This is a genomic window from Stenotrophomonas sp. AG209, from assembly GCF_003550055.1.
Classification (GTDB): domain Bacteria; phylum Pseudomonadota; class Gammaproteobacteria; order Xanthomonadales; family Xanthomonadaceae; genus Stenotrophomonas.
Map to the genome: position 1 here is coordinate 1 of NZ_QXDB01000001.1, position 25,581 is coordinate 25,581.

Here is a 25,581-nt window from a genome sequence, read left to right on the forward strand (position 1 = left end):
CGAGGGGCAACGATCTGTGTACGGGATGCTGGTCCCTTCGGTGACCATCTCGGGGAACAGCATCAACTGGAGCTGGGACCCTGACGTGGTGAACTTCCACGTCAGGATGGAGATGTTCCCGAGCCGGCCCACCACCGACACAGTGGGCGGCATCACCCTTCATTACGGGATCTACAGCTGATGGCCGTCGGGCTACGCATACGAAACCAGGGCACCGGGCAGATCCAGATCGGCCTCGGCTATCGAAACCTACAGCTGGCCAAGTCGGGAACGTTGAACACAGGAACCTTCTCAGGCAGCGCGACGGCTGGCTCACCGCCTTTCGCAAGCTGGTCTCCACGTGGGTTGCTGGCGTCAACTGCCGGAACAACGAACCTTCATGTAATCAGGTACATCAATGACAGCGTCGCGTACATCACGGGGTTCTCTATCGTCCAGTCTGGTGTGACCTGCTCAGTGTTTGCATCGAACAATGCTCCGAACAAGACGTTGGAGTACTACACGTTCGATGCCTCCGAGCGTGCAGCTTCAGGACCGGTCGGGCTGCGCATGCGCGGGGAGGACGGATCAGTCTTCTATGACTCGAGGCGGAAGGGGGTGCGCGTGCTGCAGGTTGTGCCGCTCCCACCGCCGCCGTTCAATACCCCGTACGTTGAGGTCGGCCAGTTCTTCCCCGGCACGAGAATTGGCATCGCTATTCCATCGCCTAGGTTCTACTACTCATCGGTGTCTCAGGATCGGTGTACGGCCTACGCCGACGCTTTCCATATGACGAGTGACAATAGAATCTTCATGTCAAAGTACGAGACGTTTTCACAGATTCTCATCACCAACACGTTCCCGGTGGGCGGCGTGACGATGGGGCCGCAGAACGCCACGATCTTCATCGTGGACCTGACCGAGGTTCCGCTGGGATTCGGATGATGCGAGACTACGCGATCTGCTGCAGCAGATCCTCGTGGTTGTTCCGCGGCGTTTTCACCGCGCGGCTGACTTGGTAGGCCTCCATCGCCGGCGGCTTGCTACGCTGTCCGTTCATCTTTCTCATGCCGTATCGCAGGGTAGTAACGGGAAAGGGTGCACCATCTTCAGGCGGTGAATTCATCGCGATGGAGTGATTTATGTATGAACGACGTCGAGGGCTACAGGTACGCATCCAGCACCAACTTGAAGGGCTGCGAGCGATATGGATACGGGTCAAGTATCGGAGTGAAAGGCTTCAAGCGATACGGGTACATGCTCGGCGCAGGAGCGACCGTTCCATTGAGGCTGGCTTCTTGCGAGCAGCAAATCCAGCTCAGGATGTTCAGTGAGGCCCGTGCGCGAGTCTAGTGGGACATGATCTAGAGTGCTGAAGTTTCACAAATGCAAGCGGGAGCAATTAGCGTAAAACTTGAGTGGGCGGCGTAGAAATGCGCCGTCCATCATCATTCTATTTGCTCGCAGGCGGCTTGGCGCGCTCTTGCTTGAGAGATGCCGTGTGAGTGAAATCGGGGCCTTCATCAGTGAAGCAGGTGGTCCCAGCAACGAGAAGCAAATTCTCTGGCGGCGATCTCATTGCTCATGCCGCCTGATCGCATCTCGAGCCTCTTCACTAGATCGTCAAGCCAGGCTTTGCGGCTTCCATGTGGATCTCTTGTGTAGATGTCGCATGCGATTTTGATGATCGGTTGGATATCTAGGCCGAAGCTGGCTCCAGGAAATGCACCAGAGCCGAAGTGCATGCGCCAATAGATGATCTCTCGTTCGACATCAACGAAGCTTGTATCCCTGCTCATGGCATTTCCCTCGAATGTGCCAAGGTCAGTGTACGCCTGTTGGTCGAATGGGCTCATTCATGTGCTCGGTTCAGTCTTCTCTTGGAAAGCGACCTGCAGCTAACGGGGCGGCGCGCATGCTTCCAGTGCGGTGAATCCACCGCGATGGAGTAAAGCTATGAATGACTTCAAACGTGATGCATCCAATACCAACAAGCCCGCTGTGGCGGAACCGGATGCAGGGAAGCAGAAGCAGCAGCAACAGGAGCAAGAGCGCCAGGACAAGGAGTCCAAAGAGCGTAATGCCAATGAAGGCGGAGCTCATAAGTCGAACAAGTAAGTAAGATCGACTGTGAGTAGTTGAAAGAGGGTGGCGCAGGTTTGCGCTGCCCCTTTCTGTAGAAGGAGCGAAGTGCGTGAACAACTTGAGAGACAGGAGCACAGACGCAGAGGCTTTGATGGTGCGGGTGGCATATCAGCTTCGGAGCCCGTCTGAGACCACGTTGCTGCCATGTAAGAGGTGCCGAAGGCCAAGTCCTGGCGGCTATCTATGTGCCAATTGTCTATGCGACGACCTCGCGGTTCTGATTGAGAACTCGGGGGCTGCAAGTAGATGGCTTTCCTCAGTAAAGATCGCGATCCAGGATGAAGAGACTGTCCTTCGATATGCGAGGAAGGCTGCATCCAAATAGATTTTTTCTCCTCCGCCTGCAAGTCGGCAGCGTGACTGAAATGGCTTTGAAATTTGAGATTGAACCAATTAGGGAGAAGTGCCATGGGCCTTCAAACCATGCAGTTTAGAATTGAGAGTCGCCTCAATGACTTGATAGAGATATCGCGAGACGGGAAGGCGTTCTATGAGGAAGCCTCGAATCGAATAGAGAGCTCGGAGCTTTCCGATCTCTTCATGGGCATTGCAGGGGTTAAAGGCGAGCTGGTCGAAGAGATCAGTAAAATTGTTTCCACAAGTGGTGGTCGCCCCGCAGAGCGGGGCACATTCGTGGGTGCAATGCATCAGTACTATGGGAAGATGCTCGCGGCGTTTGGCGAGACCCAGTACCAATATGTGAAACAGTTGGAGAAGTCTGAAGAGCGTCTCGTTCAGACATTCAACGAAGTTCTCAATGATCCAGACCTATCTCAGGACGTGAAGAGGGAGGTTGCGCGGATGATCCCCAGGGTCAGTGAATGCCATTCCGTGATGGTGAATCGGCTGCAATCGATGCATCCGCACTGAAGTCGAACTTTTCGCAGCAAACTGATACGCCGTAGATGCCATGCGCGTAGGTCTGATTGCAGAGTCGTTGCCCTGGCTTGTCTGGCTAACTTGTTGACCAAGTTCAGTCAATTGCTTGGCACCATCGCTAAGCAGCGCAGTGCCTAGACCGATTCCGAACGATTCCCAGGCAGACAGCACGGTGTTGGAGCGCACCTTCCCGGGCGTCCTCCCCGCAAAGATCAGTGACCTGTTGGCAAAAACCTACGTCATTACCAACCCGGTGACCGGCGAAGAGAGTTTCGAGCCTGGTTGCAAGTTGATGGCGATGATCAAGGCGGCGACAGACACCGTCTATCTTGCGAACCTGCAGCCAGCAGCAGGCGTGGCCTCGCAGCCTAAGGTGGAGCCCGATTTGGCCGGCTAAGGGACTGGCCGTGGTCAGTTGGAATCCGCTGTCAGATCGTGGGGGCGATTCGGTGCTTCAGAGAGCTGCGATCTTCACCGTGGACCTGGCCGAGGTGCCGCTGGGGTTTGGGGAGTGCCGGCCCGTTACATCGCCACAACAGCCGCTGCGGCCAGATGGCGTCCATGTGCTATCCCGCCCGGATCACCGCCGCCTCCCTTTAGGACGGCATGGGCCATCTTAGATATGGCCGGCTATTGAGACACGGGAGCGGGTTTGGCGTAAGGCTGTGGGGCTTTGCCAGATGGTGGATCCGAGTATCGTGGAGGACAATCAAACCGACTATAAGCAAGAGGATCAACCGTTGAGCGCTTCCATGCTTCCGAGAATTGTCGGTTTCGATGTGCCGCAGCTACATGAGCGCGTCGATTCCTCTACTGATGAGGCCATCATTGCGTTGTTGGATCTTGCGCCGGGTGCCCGCTGGACTGAACTCTTCGTGAGGAAGTGCGAGGCCCTGGCGTCTCAGCTCTCCTTGGCAGAAGTCCGGGTTGAAGGCTGCAAGATCTACTTTTACGGGTCAATCAGCGACTCAAGAGCGCTCGCCGATGCGGTCATGTCCATCGTTCACGTGCTGAATGATCAGCTCATGCGAGAAGGGAACAACGCAGCCTCGCGCGAAGAAAACTCCTAGGAGCAAGAGAGGCGCGACCAGCATTGACCTGCGATCTCCGCTGCGCCAGGGTGACCGCGCAGACTGGATCGGGCCGCAAGTCTGCCCTCGAGGTCACCCAGCCATTCTGCGCGCGTTCCGTGCGGGTCTCTGATGTAGATGTCACATGCGAGCCGGATGACCGGGTCAACTTCATGGCGGAAGCTAATGGCCGGTAGCGCACCAGAGTTGAATGCCAATCCCCAATGCGTGAGTTCACGTTCGACGTCAACGAAATCCTTGTTCCTCTTGCGTTCCATGTTCTTCTCCTGTTAGAGCTGCACTGTACACCCTTAGAATCGGCGGCCTGTTCATGGCGCTTGTTCATACTGGCGCCAATCGGGCACGGCTGCGTAACACGCTGGGGGCCATTGTGGGGTGGCAGCAGATGGCTGCATCGGAGTAAGACATGAACAACACTTCCCAGCAGCAGAACGACAATCGCAACTCGGATGCCGATAAGAAGCACCCGGGTCAGCAGGGCCAAACAGACGGGAAGAACCTCGGCGGTGAGGATTTGGCCGGAAAGCAAGGGCAGCAACAGCAGCAGCCGAACAGCACTGATCCTGCTCAGCCAAGCCCCGGCCAGGCCCCAAAGGTCGGTGTCGATCGCGACAATCGTCGTTGATGCATAAGGAGTGGCCGCGCCAAGCGCGGCTCCTTCCGTATCAACAGGATCGCCAAAATGTCGTCCCACGCTCAAGCTGTGAACTTGATGACGAAGATCATGTGTCAATCGCGCCCGGCGACCACGACGACGATGGCTCAGTGCCGTACCTGCCAAGGGCAAAGTCCTGGTGGATTGGAGTGTGCGCGGTGTTTGACTGAAAAGTTGGGAAGGGTGATTGCGAATAGAGGCGCTGCTCTTTGCTGGCTTGAGTCGTTCCTGAAAGTTCAGCGAGACGAAGCACACGTGTTCATATGTGCAAAGAGAGTTGATGCGTCAGCCATGTAGCAGTCGCATTCCGACCTGACATTGCGCAAGCGTATGCTCGGTACATCTAGGAGCAACGCTATGAATTTCCCGATATGCATCTACGATCGAACGGGTACTGGGCTCCGGCTTCCTTCCGAGTGGTGGATTGATCTGCAGTCAGATCTCCCCGCTCTAGTGAACGGTAGTGAGCGCATAGATCTACCACGTTCTTCGAAAGATGAGCGCCCTCGCCTGGATCCGGAAGTTCTCAGTGATCTGTCCAGACGAATCCGGGGCTCGCAATGGCTAGAGTAGATTCAGCTCAACCGCCAGGTGTGCGCTGGCTCTTCTTCCGACTTCGCAATGGGCAGTCGATCAGCCCGGCTAGGCTAATGTCTGTCTGGTGCGAAGCTACTGAATCAACCGAGTGCGCAGTCCGCCGCGAAATCATTGACGGCGCTGGCTACGTATATGCTCTCTATGCACCAAATGGACTGCGTTCCCCCCGACGTGTGGAGCTGCGCATGAGAGCACTTCTGGAAGAAGCCGGGTATGCCTTCACGATGGGGAGCTTGGCTGGGAAACACCCGGCCGACGGCTGAGGGCGCCGCTTCCAAAGCTGAAGGACCATCATCCGAGCCGAGCCATTTTTCTTGGATTCGCTGCCGTCTTCGGATGCATGCCTGCGCCTATCCAGGCTATTGAAGAACCCTGACTACGCGGCAAGCAGCGCCAAGCTATCGTCTCAGACAATGTGCTCGTAGCCTATGAAGGACTATCTGGCGCACCAATTTGCTCGGTCAGAACCGTCAACGATTGTTCGAAGGCTGCGGCGAAGAGATCGCTGCTGTCGCCCCGGTGTTTGGCCACAATGCTGGGCAGTAGCTGATGCCATGCGTCGGAGAGGTCGTTGGGTGTAGGGTGGGTCAGTACGCAGATTCGCAATGCATACTCCATCGCCTTTAGGTAGCCGCGGTGCATCTCAAGTCCTGCCTCGCAGGCGTGGAGGCGATCGAGGATTTCCGTGATTTCGGTCGACATGGCAGTCTCGACAGGCGGGGGGCGGGCAGGGGATAGTTCGCGGACACCTATACGAGCCCCCTATGAGCATCCTCAACGTTCTGCTCACTCGTGACCACCTTGTCGTCGCCGTGGATACCTTGGCAGAGGATGCCCGAACAGGGGCGCATTCCGCGGGGGCGAAGCTGCTTCTGATCCCTCAGCACAACCTGGCACTGGCCACTCGCGGCTCCACGCAGTTCTTCCTCCGCATCTACGAGCTAGCGCTGCAAGCCAGTTTCCGCGCTGACTTCACGATGGAGCAGCTTTCCGCCGAGCTGGGGTTGGTGGTGGACCAATTATGGCCGAACTACGAGAAGGCAGCGGCCGAGGCTGGCCTGCCGCTAGAGCAGCTCGGGACCGAGTTGGTACTGGGCGGCTGGTCGCCGAAGAACGGTCGAATGATGGCTACGGCGTATGCCAAGAGCGACAGTCAGCGCCCGACCCGGGTGCAGCCGATCGGCGGCCAGCTGGCGTCGCCAGGCGAACCGCTACAGGCGGTAACGCCGAGCATGGCGCAGGCCGAGCTCATGGCTCACGCGCGCCTGCAGTCCGGCTACCTCAACGAGCGGATGGGGCGGAAAGTAGCCGGCGGCCAGCTGCTGGCCGGGTTCCTGCAGAAGGGGCAGGCGGTCGTGAAGGACCTGGGGCCGATATGACGATTAGAGGCTAGGTAGACAGACGAACCGGCCGCACATGGCCGGAGGGTAGTCCCGCCTGCCCTGGCCGGGGTATGTAGACCGAACTGTGACGTAGATCCTGCGCCCTCTACGCGGTGCTTACGAGGTTGCCTCTACGCTCGGTCTCCCCGAGGAGCCTGGAGAGTGCCATGCCCAACAGGGCTGTTGTTTTCGTCAGTGAGGCCTCACCACACCTGGCTGCGGAGCATTTGGCCTCAATCATGGCGGACGCTGCTCGTTTCAACAGAAACGCAGGTGTCAGCGGCGTCACTCTGTACGACGGTAGGCGATTTCTCGCGTACATGGAGGGGCCGCCGGATGGTTTGGACGTCTCGTTCTCCAGAGCGGCGGGCGCGTCGAGCCATGGCGAGTTGATCGAACTGGCTAGGGGGAGGCTGGGGCAGCGCAGGCTTCCGTACTGGCCGATGCGTTGCATCCCCCTGTCGCCGCCGGAGCTGGTGCAGTTGGTGCGGGCCGACTGGACTTCCTTCCTGCAGCGGGAAGGCAATCAAGATGGCCCAGCCACCGCGATGGAGATGCTGGTGGCACTGGTCGAATCATTCGCCGAGGTTGCATAAGCAGCGCTGCGCCTGCATCGAATGGCGTACTGGAGATGCCATCGTTCATTTTGGGCCCTCAATTTCGAGTGGGTCATCCGGCTTTGGATCGAAGAGCGCCAGCAATCGCGCGCGGCGACACTGTTCAAGCCAGTGGTGCCAGATCTCCATTTCGTCCATCAACCCTGTGGCTCCGCAAGCCGGGCATGTAAGCGTGGTGCCCTTGGGATCGGTTTGAAAGCCTGCGTCCTCGGCCATTGAGGACCTCAATCCGCAATTTTTACATGTTGTCCGCACCTGTTCCAAGCGGATGATCGCCCCATTGAGCGCAAGTAGAGGCAGGATCGTATGGATCCTGAAGGCGTTGGGAGGGTGCATAGCCGTGCCATTTGAGGGCTGGACACGGGAGCAAAGGATTCTGCACCGGAGAAGAGCCACGAGTCCGCAGTGTGCGCCGCCCAAAGTGAACCCTTCATCACAGCGAGCTGAAGCGTCGACCGCTATCGCAGAGTGTGAGACCGTCGGTCATATCCTTCCGGCCATGCTTCCCTCGCACGGCTACCAAGGCTTCCGCGCCGCCCCGACCCCCACCGGCTGGGTCCAGCTGGGCGACACCTGGGTGCTGTGGTGGAACGGACGGCAGATAGTCAACGTCTCTGCCGCCAAAGATGGCGGCGTCCGCGTCCGCCTCAATGCTCGGAAGATGTGGGATACCAAGGACGTGCGTGCCGCCAGCATCGCCCAGGGCAAGCGCTACGCCGAGCGCTGGTGTGCGGCCAGGCTCTACCCAGAGTTGCGTCTGCGCGCGGCTGTGGCGCGGCTACTGGATACCACCCCAGCCGAATCGCTTGAACCGCTGCCCGGCCTGCCGCCGACCCGCAAGCAGCAGGATCAGGCCCGGCGCCTGGCCGAGGCGACCGCGCTCGCCACAGCGCGAGTCAAGGAAGCGTTGCAGCCGGGCAAGCCGCAGACGACCAAGCCGCGGCCTCGGGACGCGCGTAAGGCGTGGGTGAGGGCAGGGCTGCAGCAGGCGCGGCGGTGTGCGAGCGACAATGGACCCGCGCCGGTCCCATTTACTTCGTAAGCCATTGATCTAACGCGCAGTAGAAGCCCCCTCCTAAGGGGAAGGTCGCCCGTTCGAATCGGGCCGGGGTCACCATAAATCAGATACTTACGCCGAATCGCGACACACTGGTTTTCTGTATTTCTCAGCATTTCTCAATGCTTTGGTCACAGTGGTCACAATGGCGAATCAATAAGTTAGCCCGCCCCCTGGGCGCCGTCGTCGCGCTTGGGCGTCAGATGGACGTAGAACTTCTCTGCGGTGGCGTAAATCGCGTGCCCGGCCAGGATCTGTACTTGACGCAACAGCACTCCGGCCATGACATGGATGGGCGCAGAACATGCGCCCCAGGCGGTGAAGACTTCCACCCAGCCCTGCCGACGTTGCATCGTCCTTGAACCAGTCGCCTGCACCAACAGGTCGGGCAGGGTCGCCGGCTCGCTACTCGGTCTTCGTGCGCGTCGTGGCGTTCCGGATACGGGATCGCAGGCAGCTCAACCCTGGGCGCGTGAGCAGCGACGCGCCGGTTCTGCAAAGTGGTCTGGCGTCCCTGGACTTCGCCGATCTGCTCGGTCAGAACTGATGGAAATTGCTGAAAGGCAGCGGCGAAGAGATCGCCGCCGCCATGGCTACGGCTCCAGGCCCGCTACCTCAATGAGCAGAAAGAATCCGGGGGCGACATGAAGTAGTGTCCCCGCTCGCGCGGGGACGTTCGTGCTCGTCATGAGGTGCGGATCAAAAGCGCTTCAAGTCCAGCGCATGAGAACTTGGTATTCGGTTGCCGATTACTGGCAAACGTACTCAGCAGAGCTTTCGTAGAATCGGTCGTAGAAGTCATCGGGCATGTGGCCGGAGCCGAAGTACACCAGCTCTCTACGGTAGAGGTGGCTGACGCCATACACGCCTGGTGAGCTGCAGGTCGCCGGCATTGGGCCCTGGTAGGTCTGACCGCTGAAAGTGTGGTGGTTCTCCTCGCAGGAATAGCCGCCACCAACGCCTTGGGGATCCGGTCTGCAGTTACCGCCAGAGCCCTTCATCTCTTGAAAACCGGTGTATGCGTCGGTGGGGCACGAGCCCAGCCCTTCCGAACCCCAGTCGCCGTACAGGTAGACACCGCTTGGCCCATCCACGCCGCCCTGGCAGAAGTTGGTATAGGCCACTGGGTAAGGCTGGATGGTTTCCGAATCCACCCAAAGCACGCGGCCCGTCGGCACCCATTGGCCGGCGAAGGCGCTCTGGGCGAAGCCGGCTGACAACAGAGCAAGTGACATGCCCAACATCAGGCGACGAGGGGTTGAGCGGGCAGTCCTGCAGTCGTTTTGCATTGAGTTCACTTCCGTCTCTCCATGAGTAGGGTAGTGCTGCACTGCCCGCGCACGGTCGCAACAGTCCTGCAGTGATGCAATCGGAAAACCACCACGATGGCTGTAGGAGAAGCCCTATGGCGCGACGCAAGGTGCGTCACGTGGCTGATTCTGAGCAGCTAAGGCCGGTATTCGGGAGGTTTGCAGTTATTGAGACGCCTGGGCGTCCTCTTCCGGCCATGATCTCCGCCACCTACCGCTGTCCGCACATTGAGGACGCACCGCAGGAAAGTAGTTGCGTCGCCGAGAGGGCGACCTGCGGGGGCCCCGCACAGGCAAGCGCAGTGTCCATCTTCCGGACACAAATGCCTGTACAACTGGAGATGGCCTGCGCCTGGAGGCACGATCAGCTCAGGCTCCGGGCTGCCGGCGCGCAATCTTCCATAGCAATCCGCCCGATATCCAAGCCACCAGCGCAAGCACAAGCATGCCGATCACGAACGCGTCCCTGTGCTCGGGCGGCACTGGATTGAGGTAGCGCAACGACAGGAATGGCTCGACGTCCAGGATTTCAGTCGCAGCGAGTGAGCTGAAAAGCATCGCCAGCACGAGGCCGGTAAAGCGCGGCCGCTTGCCGCGTTCTTTCTTCTCGCCCGTCAGGAACCAGACGAGGCGGAACAGCTGTATCGCCGTCGCGGCGAAGGGGAGGCAGATGCATAGCACCATCACGCCAAGCGCAAGAACACCCAGGATTGACATCATGCGTCCTCCTTTGGACCAGTGATCAAGGGCCGTGTTCAAATGCGCCGCAAAGTGGGGACATTCCGGGTCACACTTTGCTTGGCAAGCCTGCGCTCATCCAGACCTGAGCGCGGTTGGCCGGGGTCCACTCTACTGAACTGGAGAGCGACGCAGAACCAGAAGGGTTCAGACCCGGTGGGTTCCAGAAGGCACCGGGACATTCTCGGGTTTCTCGCGTGAAAGGCTGTTCGCTCCAGGACGACTACAGCAGCTCCAGGCCGCGCAGCACCTCCGCCACACGCGCCCGCTCTTCACCGTGCAGCCCAAGCAGCGGCCGTGGCAGGCAGTCCTCGGCACACAGGCCCATCAGCGCCGCCGCGCATGCCATCACGCGGATGCCGCCGAAGCGGTCGTACAGCGCCCAGAGCGGCGCCAGCCTCGCCGACATGGCCTGGGCCGTCGCCATGTCGCCGTTGCCGGCCGCGCAGGTGATCTGCTGCACCGCCTCCGGGAACAGCCCGCCGGTTACCGAATACCAGCCATCGCAGCCGGCGGCCAGTCCATGTACGGCGGCCGCGTCGCCGCTGATGCCCAGCGTGACATGCGCAGGAAGATGGGCACGCAGTGCCGCGACGCGCGCTGCGGCTTCGGCAGGATGGTCGGACAGGCGTGGAAGCTTGATCGAGGCGATGTTGGGCAGGGCGGCGATCCGCCCATGCAGTTCATCGCTGAACCGGAAGTGGGTGGTGCCGGGATTGTCGTAGACGCAGATCGGGGTGTGCACTGCCATGCACACCGATTCGAAGAGCGTGAAGACCTCATGGTCCTTCAATGGCTGGTAGGACACGGGTGCCAGCAGCAGGCCGGCCGCACCGGCATCCTCGGCATCCTTTGCCAGAGCCAGCACATCGCGAGTGCGCAGCGCTCCGATACCGACGATGACCGGGACGGTGCCTGCGTGGGCCAAGGCTTCGCGCAGGACACGCATGCGCTCGGCTTTTTCCAGGTAGGCGTAGCTGCCGGTGGAGCCGAGCACGCCCATGGAGTCCACGCCGGCCGCTGCGAGGCGCTCGACCAGCCCGGCGAAGGCGCGCAGGTCGATGCTCGATTCGGTCATCGGCGTAAGAGGAAAGGCGCTCAGGCCGTGAATCATGGCGAACCTCGAGGGCAGAAGGAAAAGAGAGATCGCCAGGTGTGGCGACCGTGGACGATCGGCATTGTTTATTGTCCTAGGACAAAATTCAAGCGCTGCCCTGCAGCGTGATTCGGCCGCGAGGATCGCGCACCATGGCGGCCATCCTTCCTTGCGCGCACGCCATGACTGAGTTCCTTCGCCCCGTGCAGCCTCCGCACTACGCCGCCATCGGCGCGTGGCTGGATTCGGCCAGCGCAACCCAGCGCTGGGCCGGTCCCGGCGTGGCGTATCCGCTCGCGCCGGAGGCGTTCGCGCAGGCGCTGCAGCTGTCGCAGCGCCCGGGGTGTGTGCTGCTGGATGCGCGTGACCAGTGCGTTGGTTTTGGCCAGTACTGGCCAACGACCGCCGGCACGCTGCACCTGGGCCGCATCATCGTTTCGCCGCAGGCACGCGGGCGTGGACTGGGACGTGTACTGATGCAGGCGCTGATGGCGCAGGCGTTGCAGTCGGCCGGGGTGGAGCGGCTGACCCTGCGTGTCTATCGTGACAACGTCGCCGCGGTGACCCTGTACCGCGACCTGGGCTTCCAGGCGATGGAAGACGCTTCGACGCCGGAACTTCTGTTCATGCAGCGCCGTGCCGGCTGAGTCGTGATCACGCGCGCAGCACGGCAGCCTGTTGCGCCTGCCATTGCTCGCGGGTGATGCGGCTGATGTGTTCGGTGCGGTAGTCGCCGAGGAAGCTGTTGAACTTGTTCACGTCGGTATGGTGATGCTGGAAACCGCATTTGCTCTGTGCGCTCAGTGATTGCAGGTTGTCGGCGAAGTAGCCGCACCACAGTGCGTCCAGGTGCAGGTCGAGGAAGGCATGCTGCATCACTTCGCGCACCGCTTCGGGTACCAGGCCGCGGCCCCAGTACGGCACGCCGATCCAGTAGGCGATCTCACCTTCGCGCTCGCCGATCTCGAAGTTGCTGTCGGCACCGATCAGGATACCGACGCAGCCGATGGCGTGGCCGTCCTCGCGGCTCTGCATCGCGTAGACCTCGGGCCGGTTGAAGACGGTGCCGATGATGTGGGCACTTTCCTCTACGCTGGTGTGCACCGGCCATCCGGCGATGGGCCCGACGCGCGGGTCGCGGGCGTATTCGTACAGGTCGGCGGCGTCGGTGTCGCGCCAGGGGCGCAGGATCAGGCGTTCGGTGTGCAGGGGCATGGCCATTCAGGGGCAGGAAGAGAGCGCACAGGCTAGGCCGCGCCGGGCGAAGGGCACAGGGCGGGACCTTGATGCTTTCGGTACTTTTCACAACTGCCTCGTTGGCGCGGGTATGCTGTGCCCCGGAATCCAGCCGGATCGGCCCATGGACCGCATACCCCAGCTTCTGGATCAGGACGAATCGATGCGCCTGGAGGTCAGCACGCTGGCCGAGGGGCAGGGCATTCCGCTGTCATTCGGGCACGCGTATCTGGCGGTTCTGGTGTGCGTGTCCGGGCGTGCGCGCTTCGCACTGAACTTCCGTGAGGTGGCGGTGCAGCGGCACGACGTGCTGGTGCTGGCCGAGGACACGCTGGCGCTGCTGCGGCAGCGATCGCGCGGCTTCCTGGCGGTGGTCTGCCTGATGCCGAAGGCGCTGGCGTCGGAGGTGGCCTATGTGCTGCCCAACGCACTGTTCAAGTTCCTGCACGAGCATCCGCATTGCGTGCCGTCGCCGCTGGAGGTGCCGCTGCTGCAGGGCTGGCTGCAGCAGCTGATGGATGCGCAGCACACGGGTGGCCGCTATCGGCACGTGATGCTGCGCAACCTGTTGCAGACGTTTTTCCTGAAGTTCGCCACGCTGCTGCCAGTGCAGAAAGTGGCGGCAGCGCCGGTCAGCCGGCGCGAGCGCCTGGCCTGGAGTTTCTGGGAGCTGGTCGGCCAGCGCAGCACCCGCCAGCGCGACGTGCAGTCCTACGCCGACGCGTTGTGCATCACGCCGTTCTATCTTTCCCAGCTCACCCGCGAGTGCTTCGATGAAACGCCCAAGGCGTTGATCGACCGCCAGGTGGTATTGGAGATCAAGGCGCTGCTGAGCTACAGCGAGCTGCCGATCGGGCGCATCGCCGAGCGGTTGTGCTTCGAGGATGCGTCCTACCTGTGCCGCTACTTCCGGCGGCACACCGGGCAGTCGCTGACCGGCTACCGCCGTGCGGGGCAGGGCGGTGCTAGTGGGATACGAACAGCGGTGCCGGAACTTCGGACAGCAGATCCTCGGTAACCCCGCCGAGCACGCGCTCGACCACCCGGCTGCGACTGTAGGGGCCCAGCACCAGCAGGTCGGCCTCGGCATCGAGGACATGCTGGCGGATGGTTGCGGCAACACCGCCCTGTGTGGAACTGATCGCCTGGATCTCGACTTCGACACCGTGCCGGGCCAGGTGCTGGGCCATCTCGGCACCGGGCGTGGCCTCGGCCTTGGGCGTGTCGACCATCAGCAGGTGAACCGCCTGCGCGCGCGCCAGCAACGGCAGGGCATCGGCCACGGCGCGACGGGCCTGTTTGCTGGCATTCCAGGCCACCACGATGCGCCGGCCGACCTGTTCGCCTTGCCAGTGTGGCGGCACCAGCAGCATCGGCACGCCGGTCTGGCGCAGCGTGCCCAGCGGACGCCAGCCGGAGGGCGCGCCGGGCGTGTGCGGATAGCCGGCGATGATCAGGTCGCAGTACAGCGATTGCAGGGCCAGATCGGCGCCACCGAGATAGTCCGAAACGATGCGCAGTTCGGTGCTGATCTGCAGTGGCTCGCAGGCCGCGCGCAGGTTCTGCATGAGCTGCGCGGTGCAGGCGGCGTCGGTGCGTGCTTCGTGGTCGAGTGCGGCGGCGATGCCTGCGCCGCGGGCGAAACCGTTGGCGATGTCGGTGGGGTGCTGGGCGGTGGATACTGCAACCAGGTGCGCCTGCTGGGCCTGCGCCAGATGGGCGGCGATGTTCAGTACGCGCTCCCCGGTGTCGCTGGCATCGAACAGCACAGCGATGTCGCGTAGTGGATGCAGCATGGCGTTGTCTCCTTCGATGCCTGTGACGCGTTCCCTGCCATGCACCGACCCGGGTGCACCGGACGCGCCTTCGTTGTAGCGCATCCATGATTCGGATGAATCATTTGTGATTCAGTTTATTAATTGATGATTCATGCTAGCGTGAGTGGACCCCGCCTCCAGGCCCCTCCATGCGACCTGCCGCAGCACGTACACGCCGCGACCTGCACCACGCCCTTGCTGCCACCCTGGTCAGCCATCCGCGCTGCACACTCAGCGAGCTGGCCAGTGGCGCCGGTATCAGCCGGGCCACGCTGTATCGCTTCGCACCCACCCGCGAAGCGATCGACGAGGCGTTGTTTGCTGCGGGCTTCGAGCGCCTGGAAGCCGCAGCCACGTGGTTCGACGGGGATGCCGATGCGATGCAGGTGCTGGAGCAGGTCACCCACGCCCTGCTGGCGGACTGGGAACTGGTGACGCTGCTGTTCGCGCGCATGATGGAAGAGCAGCAGCGGCAGGGCGACCTGCACCTGTTGCCCGAGCGCTGGGCGCCGATCGGCGAGCGTTTCGAGGCGTTTTTCCTGCGCGGCCAGCACGCTGGCGTGTTCAACGTCGGATTCAGTGCAGTGTGGCTGGCGGACTTCTACTGGACCTGTTTCTACGGCATCACCTGGTCACTGGCGCGCGGTCGGCTGGCACCGGCGATGGCGGCATCAACGTTGCTGGCGTCGTTCCGTCATGGGGCGATGAAGGCCTGAGTGCGATGCCCGCGGCGCGTATCGCGTCGTGATGGATGGGCACTGCAACGTGCGCCGAATTTGCGTGGCGTCTTGCCGGAAAGGGCATTCGTACTGCCGGAATGGTGCACTGCGTGCCGCCATCGGGTTGCTACAACTGTGGTCGTGAAAGCGTGCTCGATTTTGCAAAACTAAATGAGACGTTCATCACGCTATTGTTGCAGTGCGGTATCGTAATCGTAGAACTTTACACCTGACCAACGGGGTACAGGGACGGTTGTAGTGGCCATGGAGCCGGCAGAACGCGCGTTCGCGCGTGTCGCCAGGCGCATGAGTTCGTCCCAGGTTACCCACCGAACTGCGGCCCCGTGCGGGCCGACCGGGGAAATCACCATGTGGCAGTCGACGACGTCGCGCATTCGCGCGGGCGGTGGATGCGTTCATCCTGAAAAAAACCTGCAGCACCTGCACCCTCGCCGCTGGATGGCGATCGTCGTGCTGATGCTGCTGGCGATGGCACTGCCATCGCTGGCGTCGGCGGCGGCCTATGCGACCGGCGGCAGCAGCCCCTACCGCAATACGGTGCTGTGGCTGACCTGGGGCGGCGGCGCGAATGGCGTCGACAACATCGTGCTCAACGACGGTGCCACCTCGTCCATCGACATGCCGATCGCTGCCGGGGTGAACCTGCGCGTGGACTGCCGGTTGAATACCGCCGAGACCAACGTGCTGCGCAGCTATCGCCCGGGCAACTGGCGTGGCGACAGCCTCGACGACCTGTACAACATCGGTGGCACCGGCACCGCCAACCAGCTGATCGCGGGCATCGCGCGCACGGCCGGCACGTCCAGCTTCAGCATCACCTGCACCTCGACCATGGGCGGTGCGCCGTACCGCCTGCGTGGCGTGGTGATGGCCGACGCCGAGTCGATCAACAACAGCGGCGAGTTCGTCGAAGCCAGCGCGCAGGGCACGTGGAACGTGGTGGAGGTCCGCAAGAACCTGGCCAACAGCACTCCCTACCTGGTGAACAAGTCGACCAGCGGCGGCAACCAGGTCATCCGCTTCGGTCCGGGCAACGACGACAACACGGCCGCGGTTACCTTCCTCAGTTTTGACAACGCCGCGCATGCGCCAGGCAACCTGGCAGTGAACATGGGCTTTTCGATGCGCGGCGGCGGCACCACCGCCATCGCCATCGGCCTGCTGGTGCCGTATGCCGACTTCGGCGATGCACCGCAGAGCTACGGCGACGCCATGCACGTGGTGGACGATCTGCAGTTCCGCTCCGACGGTATTCCGCAGGGCAGCAGCAACTTCAACATCAACACCGCCGCCTATACGCCGGGTGGCCTGGCGCCGCCGCTGACCGATTTCCTCGGCAGCCTGGGCCCGGATACCGAGCAGAAAAGCAGCTACAGCGCTGATGCACTGGGCGATGACAACTTCCCGCAGGTGGGAAGCCGCGAAGAAGATGCGTGGCCGACCAGCTACCGGTTGACGGTGATGCAGGCCGGTACCCAGATCAACCAGCCGGTGGCCTGCGTGGGCAATGGCAGCGTGGCGGGCTGGATCGACTTCAACCGCAATGGCACGTTCGACGCCAGCGAACGCAGCACGACCGCTGCCTGCAGTGGTGGCCAGGCCAACCTGGCTTGGACCGTGCCCACTTCGGTCAGCGCAGGTACCAGCTATGTGCGGCTGCGCTACGCCACCAACGCGACGCAGATCCAGAGCCCGACCGGCGTGGCCGACGACGGCGAAGTGGAAGATCACCGCATCACCATCACCGCACCCGCACTGAAGGTGGTGAAGACCAACAACGCCACCGGGGGTGTCTGGAACTACGGTCAGGCCGGCACCGAGTACACGCTGACGGTGAGCAACACCAGCGATGTGCCGACCGGCAATCCACCGAATGTGCCCGCCGGCCCGATCATCGTGCGCGACCAGCTGCCGGCGGGTATCGTGCCGAACTGGACGGGCGCGCATGTGAGCGGCAACTGGAGCTGCACGGCAAGCGGCCAGGACATCACCTGCACCAGCAACCAGGTGCTGGCCGCGGCGGGCAGTGCCGGTTCGAGCTCGGTGTTCACGCTGCCGGTCACCGTGACCGCCTCGGCGTCGGGCGTGCTGACCAACCACGCCAGCGTGGGCGGTGGCCACGATCCGTTCAACAACGGCACGCCGCCGACGCCGGGCAGCAGCTGCACCGACGCCGACCACTGCACGCGCAGTGACGTGACCGTGCCGGTGACGCGCGTCAGCTATGCCAAGCGTTCCAATACGGCTGGCCCGGTCGCGGTGGGTGCCACGGTGAGCTACACCGTCGACGTCACCGTGGCCGATGGCAATACCCGCGCTGTGCTGACCCTGACCGATACGCTGGGTACCGGCCTGGATTTCGCCAGTGTCAGCAACGCCGGTTCGTTCACCTGCAACGCCGCCAATCCGCTGGTGTGCACGCTGCCGGCCGGCACCGTGCCGGGCACCTACAGCCTGAGCTATGCGGCTACCGTCAACGCCCAGGCCAGCGGCCAGGTGGTCAACACCGTGGTTGGCACCGGCACCGATACGCCGACCTGCAGCAGCACCTGCACCACCACCACGCCGGTGGCGGCGCCGAAGATCTCGGTATCCAAGGCAAGCAGTACGACCGGTCCGGTCGCGGTGGGCGACAGCGTCGCCTATACCGTTACCGTGGTGGTGGCCGATGCGCGTACCCGGGCGGTGACCACGCTGACCGATACGCTGGGCACCGGCCTGGATTTCGGCAGCGTGACCAACGCGGGTGGGTTCACCTGCACGCCGGGCAATCCGCTGGTGTGTACGCTGCCGGCGGGCACCGTGCCGGGCAGCTATGCGTTCTCCTATACCGGCATCGTCAATGCGCAGGCCAGCGGCCAGGTGCGCAATGCGGTGGTGCCGAGTGGCACCGACAACCCGTCCTGCGTGGGCAGCTGCGATACCACGACGCCGATGGCGGCGCCGCAGGTGGTGTATGCCAAGCAGGCATCCACCGGCGGCCCGGTGCGGGTCGGCGACCGCATCGATTACACACTGAGCGTAACCGTGAGCCGTGCGCGTACCACCGGCGTGGTCACCCTCACCGATACCCTGGGCAACGGCCTCGACTTTGCGGGCGTGAGCAGTGCGGGAGCCTTCACCTGCAATGCCGCCAATCCGCTGGTCTGCACGCTGCCAGCGGGCACCGTGCCGGGTACCTACAGCCTCACCTACGGCGCCACCGTCAACGCACAGGCCAGTGGCAGCGTGCGCAATGCGGTGCTCGGCAGCGGCACCGACACCCCGTCGTGCAGCGTGAACTGCGATACCACCACGCCGGTCGCAACGCCGGGGGTGAGCTATGCCAAATCGGTGAGCAGCACCGGTCCGGTTTCCGTGGGCGATCGACTGACCTATACCCTGACCACGGTGGTGGCCAATTCGCGCACCACCGCCGTGGTGACGTTGACCGACACCCTGGGTACCGGGCTGGACTTCGGCGCGGTGACCAGCGCTGGTGCCTACAGCTGCAATGCCGCCAACCCGCTGGTATGCACCTTGCCTGCCGGCACCGTGCCGGGCAGCTACAGCCTGTCCTACACCGCCGTGGTGAACGCGCAGGCCAGTGGCCAGGTCACCAACGCGGTGCTGGGCAGCGGTGGTGACAATCCGTCGTGCGCGGCCAACTGCGATACCACCACGCCGGTAGCCGGCAGTGAGATCGACTACCGGAAAACCTCGGCCGCGGCCGGTGCGGTGAAAGTGGGTGACAGCATCGCCTACACGCTGACTGCCGTGGTCAGCCGGTCGCGCAGCACTGCGGTGCTCACGCTGACCGATACCATGGGCCCGGGCCTGGACTTCGGCGCGGTGACTGCCAGCCAGGGTTTCAGCTGCAATGCGGCCAACCCGCTGGTGTGTACTTTGCCGGCCGGTACCGCGCCGGGCACCTATACGGTGGATTACACCGCGAAGGTGAACGCACAGGCCAAGGGCAGTGTCAGCAACGCGGTGCTGGGCAGTGGCACCGGCACCAATACCTGTACTAGCAACTGCGGTACCACCACGCCGGTGCTGTCGGCGGTGGTGACCTACCACAAGCAGTCCAGCACGGCGGCGCCGATCGATATCGGCGATGCAGTGGACTACACCGTCGAGGTGACGGTCGCCAATTCGCAGACGCTGGATGTGGTGACCCTGACCGACACCCTGGGCCGCGGCCTGGACCTGCAGTCGATCACCCAGCCCGGTCCGTTCACCTGCAACAGCAGCAATCCGCTGGTGTGCACGCTGCCGGCCGGTACCGTGCCGGGCACCTATACGCTGGGCTATCGCGCGCGGGTCAATGCACAGGCCACTGGCAGCGTGCGCAATGCGGTGCTCGGCAGTGGCGGTGATACGCCCACCTGCAGCGGCGACTGCAGCACCGAACATGCGTTGGCCGACCCGCGCGTGGTGCTGGAGAAGCAGTCCGGCCCGGCCAGCGGCACCGACGTGCGCCCGGGCGACCGCCTGCGCTACACCCTGGTTGCGACCGTTGAACGCGCCGCCCTGCGGCAGCCGCTGCAGCTGGTGGATACACCGGATGCAGGGTTGAGCATCGAAAGCCTGCCTGCCGGGTGCATGCAGCAGGGCACTGACATCGTATGCACGGTGCCGGCAGGTACCGCAGTTGGCCGCCACGAGTATGTCTACCAGGCGATCGTCAACCAGGAGGCGCGTACCCAGGTGCTGAACCGCCTGCGCGGTCAGTACCCGGACGGTTCGCCGCCACCGGAGTGCACGACCTGCGAAACGCACCACAAGGTGATCTCTGATTTCTCGCTGCGCATCACCAAGACCGCCAGCCCGCGCCGGGTGAAGGTGGGCGACCTGGTGCGCTACCAGCTGGTGGTGGAGAACGTGGGGGGCAGTCACTGGCGCGATGGCGTGGTGGTCGATACGCCGCCGCCGGGCTTCAGTTACGTGGATGGCTCGATGCGCGTGGCCGACGATGACGGTGCGTTCGCGCTGGCCAGCAGCCAGTCGCCGCTGCGCATCGGTGCGGTGGATATCGCGGTTGGCCGCAGTGCCACCATCACCTACCTGCGCGGGTGGGCGCCGGCGTGCGCGCCGGCAACCATGTGAACCAGGCGGTGGCGACGGCCGATGACGGCAGCCCGTTGTCGAACGTGGCGACTGCCGAAGTGGCGATGGATGCCGACCCGCTGCTGGAAGACAGCCTGGTGTTCGGCACCGTGTTCGATGACCGCGATGGTGACGGTTGGCAGGACAGCGCCGAGCTGACCGGTGTACGCGCGCAGGGCGGTTTCGCGGCCTCCGTATATGTGGCGGGCTCGACCACGCTGGATCGGGGCGATGGCCCGCAACCGCTGGCCGATGCCAGTGCGCCCCTGCTGCACGGCGTGCAGATCGGCGTGGTGCATGGACGTGCGTCGACCTCCGATACCACCGAAGCGCACCAGGTGGTGTTGCGCCAGCGCCTGCGCGAGCTGGCCTTCAGCGATGACTTCGTGCTGGAAAGCGCGCAGGGGCATCGCCTGCGGATGGATGCGCAGGGCGCCACGCGGGTGCAGCGCAGTGGCGATGCCGGCAAGGGCCTGACCGCCGCCGCGCCGACCGTGCGCCGTGAGGTCGCACGCGTGGCCGACGGCTACGAGGTGGCCTATGTGATCGGCAACGAGGGCATCCAGGAGCAGGGCATTCCCGGGGTACGCCTGGCCACGGTGGAAGGCCTGCTGGTGGAGACCGATCCGTTCGGCCGCTACCACCTGGCCGACGTGCACGGCGGCGATGCGCGGCTGGGCCGCAACTTCATCATCAAGCTGGACCCGGCCACGATACCGGCCGGTGCCGAGCTGACCACCGAGAATCCGCTGTTGCGGCGGGTGACCCAGGGTGTGCCGACGCGCTTCAGCTTCGGCGTGCGCCTGCCGCCATCGCCACAGGCAGCGGCCGAACGCATGGAACTGGCATTGGGCGAGGTGCTGTTTGCCCCGGGCAGCAGCGAGCTGCGCGCCAGTTATCGCCCGGTGCTGGTGAAGATGGCCGAAGTGGTGGACCGCTACCAGGGCGGTGACGTGGTGATTGCCGCCAATGGCGAAAGCCAGGTGCTGGCCTTTGCCCGCGCCGCAGTGGTGCGCGATGCCCTGCAGGCCGAGGTGACCGAGCGTGCACGCGCTGGCCTGACCGTGCAGCTGCGCACCGATGTGCAGGACCCGCATTCCCTGCTGGCGGGTGTTGATGCCGGTGGCGCGCTGCTGGGCAACGTGTTGTTCGACACCGACAAGGCGATCGTGCGTGAGGAATTCAAGCCGCTGCTGGCGGCGATCGCTGCGCGCCTGGAGAAGATGGGTGGTGGCCAGGTCAGCCTGGTCGGGCACACCGATGTGCGCGGCAGCCATGCCTACAACCAGGCGCTGGGCCTGCGTCGTGCCGATGCCGTGTTCGAGGCATTGCGCAGCCAGCTCAGCCCCGCCGTGCAGCAGCGCCTGCGCGTCCGCAACGAGGAGAGCGCCGCCACCCGTGCGGCGGCCCGCCAACAGGAGGCCCGCCGATGAGCGCGCATCACACCGCTGCCCGCCGTGCGGCCTGCCTGCCGCGTGCGGCCCTGTACCAGGCAATGCTGCTCGGGCTTGCCGGCGCCGTCCAGGCCGCGCCGCCTGCCGCCGAGCCGGCACCGATCCGCTGCGATGGCAGCCAGTGCAACGCTGAAGGCGAACTGCTGTTCCGCCTGCGTTCGCGCAGCTACGACGAGCCGGTGACCGAAGGCACCTCGACGCGGTCGTCGTCGCAGGTGCTGCAGCCGGACCGCCGGGTCAGCCTGGCGATCGATGAACCCGGCAAAGCGACGGTCCGCGGCGAGTTCATGATCCGCCTGCCGGAAGGGGGCGCGATCTGGGCCACTGAAGACCCGGCGATGGGCGAGCCCGAGCTGTCGGTGTCGGCGCCGGGCATGGTTGCCTTTGACGAAGGCCGGATCGTGCGGCCGGTCGAGTTCTACGTGCGTGGCAATTACACCGCCTTCATCAAGCGCCTGGAAGTGAGCCTCTACCGTGGCAGCGATACCGACCGGGTCGCGCCACTGGCGCAGTTCGAGTTGCCGGTGGCTGCGGTCGCGCAGGGCAGCTGGGATGGCACGCTGCCGGCATCGACGCCACTGCGTCGCGGCGACCGCCTGGTCTACGTGCTGCGTGCCTTCGATGCGGAGGGCAATGTCGATGAAACCACCGCGCAGTCGATGCAGCTGGTGACCCCGGCGGAGTTCGAGCGCGGCAACCAGCAGTTGCGTGACGCGCTGGAGGACCGCCGCGGGACCGCGGTGGATGCCAACCAGGCAGCGTCGTTGTCGCTGCTGCAGCAGGTGTTCGACAGCAATGGCCTGCGCCAGCAGAACATCCCGGTGTACGGTTCACGCGTGCGCCTGCGCGGACGTGACCTGCCGCTGGGCGCGGCGCTGAAGATCAACGGCGACAGCTATCCGCTGGACCAGGACCGCAAGTTCGCCGCCGAGTACCTGATGCCGATCGGCCGCCACGCCTTCGATGTGCGCGTTGAACGACCGGATGCACCGGCCATCGCGCGCACGCTGGAGGTGGATGTCAGTGGCCAGTACCTGTTCGGTGTCGGCCTGGCCGATATCACCGTGTACCAGAACAAGGCCAGTGGGGCAGGGCAGGACCTGGCCAGGGGGGGGCGCAACGATGACGTGCTCAGTGACGGCCGCCTGGCTTTCTACCTGAAGGCCAAGACCCTTGGCCGCTACCTGCTGACCGCGCAGGCCGACACCCAGAACCGTCCGCTGGACGACCTGTTTACTGGTTTCACCACCGCCGATCCGCGCGATCTGTTCCGCAGCCTCGACCCGGACCTGTATTACCCGACCTATGGCGATGATTCGCTGACCCAGCGTGATGTCGACAGCATGGGGCGCTTCTACCTGCGCATGGATTGGGACAAGAACCAGGCGCTGTGGGGCAACTACAACACCGGCCTGAGCGGCACCGAGTACGCGCAGTACGTGCGTTCGCTGTACGGGGCGGCATTGTCGTGGCGATCCCGTGGTGCCAATGCCTGGGGCGATGCGCGCAGCGAGCTGCGCCTGTTCGGTTCGCAGGCCGAAACCGCGCCCGGCCATAGCGAGTTCATCGGTACCGGCGGCAGCCTGTACTACCTGCGCCATGCCAGCATCCTCAGTGGCTCGGACCAGGTGGTGCTGGAGATCCGTGACCGTACCACCGGCCGCGTCGAGCAGCGCGTGCCGATGGTGCGCGGCGCCGACTACGAGATCGACGCATTGCAGGGCCGCATCCTGCTGACCCGGCCGCTGGCCCAGCTCAGTCGCGAGAACCTGCGCCGGATCAGTCGCGACGTGCCACTGGACGGTTACGAGCAGCGCCTGATCGTCGACTACGAATGGGTGCCAACCGGGTTCGACAGCGACGACATCACTGCAGGCGTACGTGGCAAGCACTGGTTCGGTGATCACGTGGCAGTGGGTGCGACCTATGTGGACGAGCAGCGCGCCGGCCAGGACTACTCGCTGAAGGGGGCGGACCTGACCCTGCAGGCCGGGCGAGGCACCTACCTGAAGGTCGAGCACAGCCGCAGCGAGGCCACCAGTGCGCCCGTGTTCTTCTCCGACAACGGCGGCCTCAGCTTCAGTCGCCTCAATCCTGAAGGCCCGCGCGAAGGCGAGGCGACCGCCGTCGAGGCCCGCGTCAATCTGCGCGAGCTGGGCTGGACCCGGCGTGACTGGAGTGCCGGTGCCTGGTGGCGCCAGGTTGATGGCGGCTATTCGGTCGGGCGTTTCGACACCGGCCAACGCGTGCGCGAGCAGGGTGCCGAACTGCTCGGCTATATGACCGACGATTTCAGTGTGTATGCCCGCTACAGCGAGGCACGGCGGGGCGCGGAGTCGCTGATCCAGGCGCAGGCCACCGCCGAATGGCGGATCGGCGAGAACGATCGCCTGTCAGCCGAACTGCGTCGGGTGCAGGAGGACCGGGGCAGCGGTAGCAACGTCGCAGGTGTACTGGCTGCTGCACGCTATACCCATCGCATCGGAACCTCGCTGGATGTGTACGGTGGAGGCCAGCTGACGGTGGATGACGACCATGGCCGCTATGCCGACAATGACGCGGTGGTGGCGGGTGGCACCTGGACCTTCGCCAATCTGTCCACGATCGGCGCCGAAGTCAGTGACGGCGATCGCGGCAGTGCCGCACAGGTCAATGCCGAGTACCGGCTGACCCCACAGCACAGCTTCTATGGTGCGTTCACCCAGTCCACCGACCGCAGCGAGTACGACCCTCTGTTCAGCCCCAATGCGCAGGATGGGTGGACGCTGGGCCAGCGCTGGCGCCTGTCCGACCAGGTCAACGTGTTCAATGAAAGCCAGTTCCTCAAATCCGGGCAGGACTCCGGGCTGGCGCACACCTTCGGCATGGACTTCTATCCGGCGGTGGGCTGGAATGCCGGCTTCACGCTGAGCAACGGCAAGCTCGACGCCAGCAGTGGCCAGGTCGACCGCAAGGCGGTGAGCCTGTCCGGTGGTCGCACCTCGCCGGGCACTGAGTGGCAGAGCAAGCTGGAGTGGCGTCGCGATACCGGCGCGGAGCGGCGCACGCAGTGGGTGAGTACCAATCGCCTGAGTCATCGGCTCAACGACAGCTGGCGTATTGCCGCGCGCTTCAACTATGCCGACACCGATGATGCGATCAATCCGGTGGCCGGCGCGCGTTTCATCGAGGGCAACCTGGGCTTCGCCTACCGTCCGTGGGACAACGATCGCTGGGCGTTGTTCGGCCGCTACAGCTATCTGTATGACCTGTCGAGCATGGGCCAGGTCAACGGCGTGGACTATGACCAGCGCACCCAGGTGCTTTCGCTGGAAGGCGTCTACCGCATCGACCTGCGCTGGGAAGTGGCCGGCAAGCTGGCACGCCGCGAAGGCGAGGTGCGCTACGGGCGCGGCAGCGGACCGTGGTTCGATTCAGCCACGAACTTCGCTGCGGGGCAGCTGCGCTACGACCTGTCCTACCAGTGGCATGGCCTGCTGGAGTACCGCCTGCTGGATGTGCGTGACGGCGGCGCCCGGCAGGGGTGGCTGGCCGGTGTCGACCGCGATATCGGGCGCAATTTCCGCGTCGGCGTGGGCTACAACTTCACCGACTTCAGCGATGACCTGACGAAATTCGACTACACCCACCGCGGCTGGTACCTGAACCTGGTGGGGCGGTATTGAGGAAAGCAGCCGAGCGCAGGCTCGGCTCTACAGGA

At 63.7% G+C, this 25,581-nt stretch carries 24 protein-coding genes, 1 tRNA gene and 1 pseudogene; 18 read left to right on the forward strand and 8 right to left on the reverse strand.

Annotated elements, in window-relative coordinates:
• Positions 1–181 (forward strand): annotated as a pseudogene (locus DFO63_RS22205) (hypothetical protein); the annotation flags it as partial.
• A complete protein-coding gene (locus tag DFO63_RS21900; protein ID WP_147416367.1) occupies positions 181–924 on the forward strand; it encodes a hypothetical protein in 744 nt (247 codons plus the stop codon). The pseudogene DFO63_RS22205 and the gene DFO63_RS21900, both read left to right, overlap by 1 nt.
• A gap of 578 nt (positions 925–1,502) precedes the next feature.
• Here DFO63_RS21900 and DFO63_RS00025 read toward each other — a convergent pair.
• Positions 1,503–1,835, reverse strand: a complete 333-nt coding sequence (locus DFO63_RS00025; protein WP_119006146.1) for a hypothetical protein — start codon at positions 1,833–1,835, stop codon at positions 1,503–1,505.
• 100 nt (positions 1,836–1,935) lie between these two features.
• On the opposite strand from DFO63_RS00025, the gene DFO63_RS22070 reads away from it, so the two are divergent.
• The 6 genes from DFO63_RS22070 (at position 1,936) to DFO63_RS22235 (ending at position 5,609) form a co-directional block, all read left to right on the forward strand.
• The gene (locus DFO63_RS22070) at positions 1,936–2,097 is read left to right on the forward strand and encodes a hypothetical protein (protein WP_019658981.1); all 162 of its coding nucleotides are present in this window, start codon (positions 1,936–1,938) and stop codon (positions 2,095–2,097) included.
• A 435-nt stretch (positions 2,098–2,532) separates the two neighbouring features.
• Positions 2,533–2,994, forward strand: a complete 462-nt coding sequence (locus tag DFO63_RS00030; RefSeq protein ID WP_119006147.1) for a PA2169 family four-helix-bundle protein — start codon at positions 2,533–2,535, stop codon at positions 2,992–2,994.
• Positions 2,995–3,175: 181 nt separating this feature from the next.
• Positions 3,176–3,400: a hypothetical protein gene (locus DFO63_RS00035; protein WP_119006148.1), complete on the forward strand. Its 225-nt coding sequence runs from the start codon at positions 3,176–3,178 to the stop codon at positions 3,398–3,400.
• A gap of 301 nt (positions 3,401–3,701) precedes the next feature.
• Positions 3,702–4,073 (forward strand): hypothetical protein, encoded by a 372-nt coding sequence (locus DFO63_RS00040; protein WP_259337325.1) that lies wholly within the window; start codon positions 3,702–3,704, stop codon positions 4,071–4,073.
• Positions 4,074–4,500: 427 nt separating this feature from the next.
• The gene (locus tag DFO63_RS21905; RefSeq protein WP_147416370.1) at positions 4,501–4,719 is read left to right on the forward strand and encodes a hypothetical protein; all 219 of its coding nucleotides are present in this window, start codon (positions 4,501–4,503) and stop codon (positions 4,717–4,719) included.
• 590 nt (positions 4,720–5,309) lie between these two features.
• A complete protein-coding gene (locus tag DFO63_RS22235) occupies positions 5,310–5,609 on the forward strand; it encodes a hypothetical protein (protein WP_119006150.1) in 300 nt (99 codons plus the stop codon).
• 163 nt (positions 5,610–5,772) lie between these two features.
• Here DFO63_RS22235 and DFO63_RS00065 read toward each other — a convergent pair whose 3' ends face one another.
• Positions 5,773–6,048, reverse strand: a complete 276-nt coding sequence (locus tag DFO63_RS00065; RefSeq protein ID WP_119006151.1) for a hypothetical protein — start codon at positions 6,046–6,048, stop codon at positions 5,773–5,775.
• Positions 6,049–6,110: 62 nt separating this feature from the next.
• Here DFO63_RS00065 and DFO63_RS00070 point away from each other — a divergent pair, with 62 nt between their 5' ends.
• The 4 genes from DFO63_RS00070 to DFO63_RS22075 all read left to right on the forward strand — a co-directional run bounded on the left by DFO63_RS00070 (position 6,111) and on the right by DFO63_RS22075 (position 8,462).
• Positions 6,111–6,725: a hypothetical protein gene (locus DFO63_RS00070; RefSeq protein WP_119006152.1), complete on the forward strand. Its 615-nt coding sequence runs from the start codon at positions 6,111–6,113 to the stop codon at positions 6,723–6,725.
• A 170-nt stretch (positions 6,726–6,895) separates the two neighbouring features.
• A complete protein-coding gene (locus DFO63_RS00075) occupies positions 6,896–7,324 on the forward strand; it encodes a BLUF domain-containing protein (RefSeq protein WP_119006153.1) in 429 nt (142 codons plus the stop codon).
• A 520-nt stretch (positions 7,325–7,844) separates the two neighbouring features.
• The gene (locus tag DFO63_RS00085) at positions 7,845–8,387 is read left to right on the forward strand and encodes a hypothetical protein (protein WP_119006155.1); all 543 of its coding nucleotides are present in this window, start codon (positions 7,845–7,847) and stop codon (positions 8,385–8,387) included.
• Positions 8,369–8,462 (forward strand) — tRNA-Arg (locus DFO63_RS22075). Before DFO63_RS00085 ends, DFO63_RS22075 begins: the two co-directional genes overlap by 19 nt.
• A 101-nt stretch (positions 8,463–8,563) precedes the next feature.
• Here the strand turns inward: DFO63_RS22075 and DFO63_RS00090 are convergent.
• The 4 genes from DFO63_RS00090 to DFO63_RS00105 all read right to left on the reverse strand — a co-directional run bounded on the left by DFO63_RS00090 (position 8,564) and on the right by DFO63_RS00105 (position 11,564).
• Positions 8,564–8,734 carry a hypothetical protein gene (locus DFO63_RS00090; RefSeq protein ID WP_235434938.1) on the reverse strand — a complete coding sequence of 57 codons (171 nt, stop codon included), beginning with the start codon at positions 8,732–8,734 and terminating at the stop codon, positions 8,564–8,566.
• A 417-nt stretch (positions 8,735–9,151) separates the two neighbouring features.
• Entirely contained in the window at positions 9,152–9,637 is a 486-nt protein-coding gene (locus DFO63_RS00095) for a hypothetical protein (protein ID WP_259337326.1), read from the reverse strand.
• 444 nt (positions 9,638–10,081) lie between these two features.
• Positions 10,082–10,432 (reverse strand): hypothetical protein, encoded by a 351-nt coding sequence (locus tag DFO63_RS00100; RefSeq protein WP_119006157.1) that lies wholly within the window; start codon positions 10,430–10,432, stop codon positions 10,082–10,084.
• 241 nt (positions 10,433–10,673) lie between these two features.
• Complete coding sequence (locus tag DFO63_RS00105; RefSeq protein WP_119006158.1) at positions 10,674–11,564, reverse strand: dihydrodipicolinate synthase family protein; 891 nt, start codon at positions 11,562–11,564, stop codon at positions 10,674–10,676.
• 164 nt (positions 11,565–11,728) lie between these two features.
• On the opposite strand from DFO63_RS00105, the gene DFO63_RS00110 reads away from it, so the two are divergent.
• Positions 11,729–12,193 (forward strand): GNAT family N-acetyltransferase, encoded by a 465-nt coding sequence (locus tag DFO63_RS00110; RefSeq protein ID WP_119006159.1) that lies wholly within the window; start codon positions 11,729–11,731, stop codon positions 12,191–12,193.
• A gap of 7 nt (positions 12,194–12,200) precedes the next feature.
• Here the strand turns inward: DFO63_RS00110 and DFO63_RS00115 are convergent, their stop codons facing one another.
• The gene (locus tag DFO63_RS00115; RefSeq protein ID WP_119006160.1) at positions 12,201–12,761 is read right to left on the reverse strand and encodes a GNAT family N-acetyltransferase; all 561 of its coding nucleotides are present in this window, start codon (positions 12,759–12,761) and stop codon (positions 12,201–12,203) included.
• A 145-nt stretch (positions 12,762–12,906) separates the two neighbouring features.
• Here DFO63_RS00115 and DFO63_RS00120 point away from each other — a divergent pair, with 145 nt between their 5' ends.
• A complete protein-coding gene (locus tag DFO63_RS00120) occupies positions 12,907–13,800 on the forward strand; it encodes a helix-turn-helix domain-containing protein (protein WP_119006161.1) in 894 nt (297 codons plus the stop codon).
• On the opposite strand, the gene DFO63_RS00125 is transcribed toward DFO63_RS00120, so the two are convergent.
• Positions 13,748–14,578 carry a universal stress protein gene (locus DFO63_RS00125; protein WP_119006961.1) on the reverse strand — a complete coding sequence of 277 codons (831 nt, stop codon included), beginning with the start codon at positions 14,576–14,578 and terminating at the stop codon, positions 13,748–13,750. The two genes, DFO63_RS00120 and DFO63_RS00125, sit on opposite strands and share 53 nt — an antisense overlap.
• 170 nt (positions 14,579–14,748) lie before the next feature.
• Between DFO63_RS00125 and DFO63_RS00130 the strand changes: the two genes are divergently transcribed.
• The 4 genes from DFO63_RS00130 (at position 14,749) to DFO63_RS00140 (ending at position 25,546) form a co-directional block, all read left to right on the forward strand.
• Entirely contained in the window at positions 14,749–15,315 is a 567-nt protein-coding gene (locus tag DFO63_RS00130; protein ID WP_101765357.1) for a transcriptional regulator, read from the forward strand.
• A gap of 462 nt (positions 15,316–15,777) precedes the next feature.
• The gene (locus DFO63_RS00135; protein ID WP_259337327.1) at positions 15,778–20,427 is read left to right on the forward strand and encodes a CshA/CshB family fibrillar adhesin-related protein; all 4,650 of its coding nucleotides are present in this window, start codon (positions 15,778–15,780) and stop codon (positions 20,425–20,427) included.
• A complete protein-coding gene (locus DFO63_RS22240; protein ID WP_259337328.1) occupies positions 20,406–21,860 on the forward strand; it encodes an OmpA family protein in 1,455 nt (484 codons plus the stop codon). The genes DFO63_RS00135 and DFO63_RS22240 overlap by 22 nt, the downstream gene beginning before the upstream one ends.
• On the forward strand, positions 21,857–25,546 hold the full coding sequence (locus tag DFO63_RS00140; protein WP_119006162.1) for a TonB-dependent receptor: 3,690 nt from the start codon (positions 21,857–21,859) through the stop codon (positions 25,544–25,546). Before DFO63_RS22240 ends, DFO63_RS00140 begins: the two co-directional genes overlap by 4 nt.
• The last annotated feature ends 35 nt before the right edge of the window (positions 25,547–25,581 follow it).

Bases quoted from the DNA above. Each gene is read 5' to 3' on its own strand.
- DFO63_RS21900 (WP_147416367.1), top strand. From the start codon at position 181: ATGGCCGTCGGGCTACGCATACGAAACCAGGGCACCGGGCAGATCCAG.
- DFO63_RS00025 (WP_119006146.1), bottom strand. From the start codon at position 1,835: ATGAGCCCATTCGACCAACAGGCGTACACTGACCTTGGCACATTCGAG.
- DFO63_RS22070 (WP_019658981.1), top strand. From the start codon at position 1,936: ATGAATGACTTCAAACGTGATGCATCCAATACCAACAAGCCCGCTGTG.
- DFO63_RS00030 (WP_119006147.1), top strand. From the start codon at position 2,533: ATGGGCCTTCAAACCATGCAGTTTAGAATTGAGAGTCGCCTCAATGAC.
- DFO63_RS21905 (WP_147416370.1), top strand. From the start codon at position 4,501: ATGAACAACACTTCCCAGCAGCAGAACGACAATCGCAACTCGGATGCC.
- DFO63_RS22235 (WP_119006150.1), top strand. From the start codon at position 5,310: ATGGCTAGAGTAGATTCAGCTCAACCGCCAGGTGTGCGCTGGCTCTTC.
- DFO63_RS00065 (WP_119006151.1), bottom strand. From the start codon at position 6,048: ATGTCGACCGAAATCACGGAAATCCTCGATCGCCTCCACGCCTGCGAG.
- DFO63_RS00070 (WP_119006152.1), top strand. From the start codon at position 6,111: ATGAGCATCCTCAACGTTCTGCTCACTCGTGACCACCTTGTCGTCGCC.
- DFO63_RS00075 (WP_119006153.1), top strand. From the start codon at position 6,896: ATGCCCAACAGGGCTGTTGTTTTCGTCAGTGAGGCCTCACCACACCTG.
- DFO63_RS00085 (WP_119006155.1), top strand. From the start codon at position 7,845: ATGCTTCCCTCGCACGGCTACCAAGGCTTCCGCGCCGCCCCGACCCCC.
- DFO63_RS00095 (WP_259337326.1), bottom strand. From the start codon at position 9,637: ATGTCACTTGCTCTGTTGTCAGCCGGCTTCGCCCAGAGCGCCTTCGCC.
- DFO63_RS00100 (WP_119006157.1), bottom strand. From the start codon at position 10,432: ATGATGTCAATCCTGGGTGTTCTTGCGCTTGGCGTGATGGTGCTATGC.
- DFO63_RS00105 (WP_119006158.1), bottom strand. From the start codon at position 11,564: ATGATTCACGGCCTGAGCGCCTTTCCTCTTACGCCGATGACCGAATCG.
- DFO63_RS00110 (WP_119006159.1), top strand. From the start codon at position 11,729: ATGACTGAGTTCCTTCGCCCCGTGCAGCCTCCGCACTACGCCGCCATC.
- DFO63_RS00115 (WP_119006160.1), bottom strand. From the start codon at position 12,761: ATGCCCCTGCACACCGAACGCCTGATCCTGCGCCCCTGGCGCGACACC.
- DFO63_RS00120 (WP_119006161.1), top strand. From the start codon at position 12,907: ATGGACCGCATACCCCAGCTTCTGGATCAGGACGAATCGATGCGCCTG.
- DFO63_RS00125 (WP_119006961.1), bottom strand. From the start codon at position 14,578: ATGCTGCATCCACTACGCGACATCGCTGTGCTGTTCGATGCCAGCGAC.
- DFO63_RS00130 (WP_101765357.1), top strand. From the start codon at position 14,749: ATGCGACCTGCCGCAGCACGTACACGCCGCGACCTGCACCACGCCCTT.
- DFO63_RS00135 (WP_259337327.1), top strand. From the start codon at position 15,778: ATGGCGATCGTCGTGCTGATGCTGCTGGCGATGGCACTGCCATCGCTG.
- DFO63_RS00140 (WP_119006162.1), top strand. From the start codon at position 21,857: ATGAGCGCGCATCACACCGCTGCCCGCCGTGCGGCCTGCCTGCCGCGT.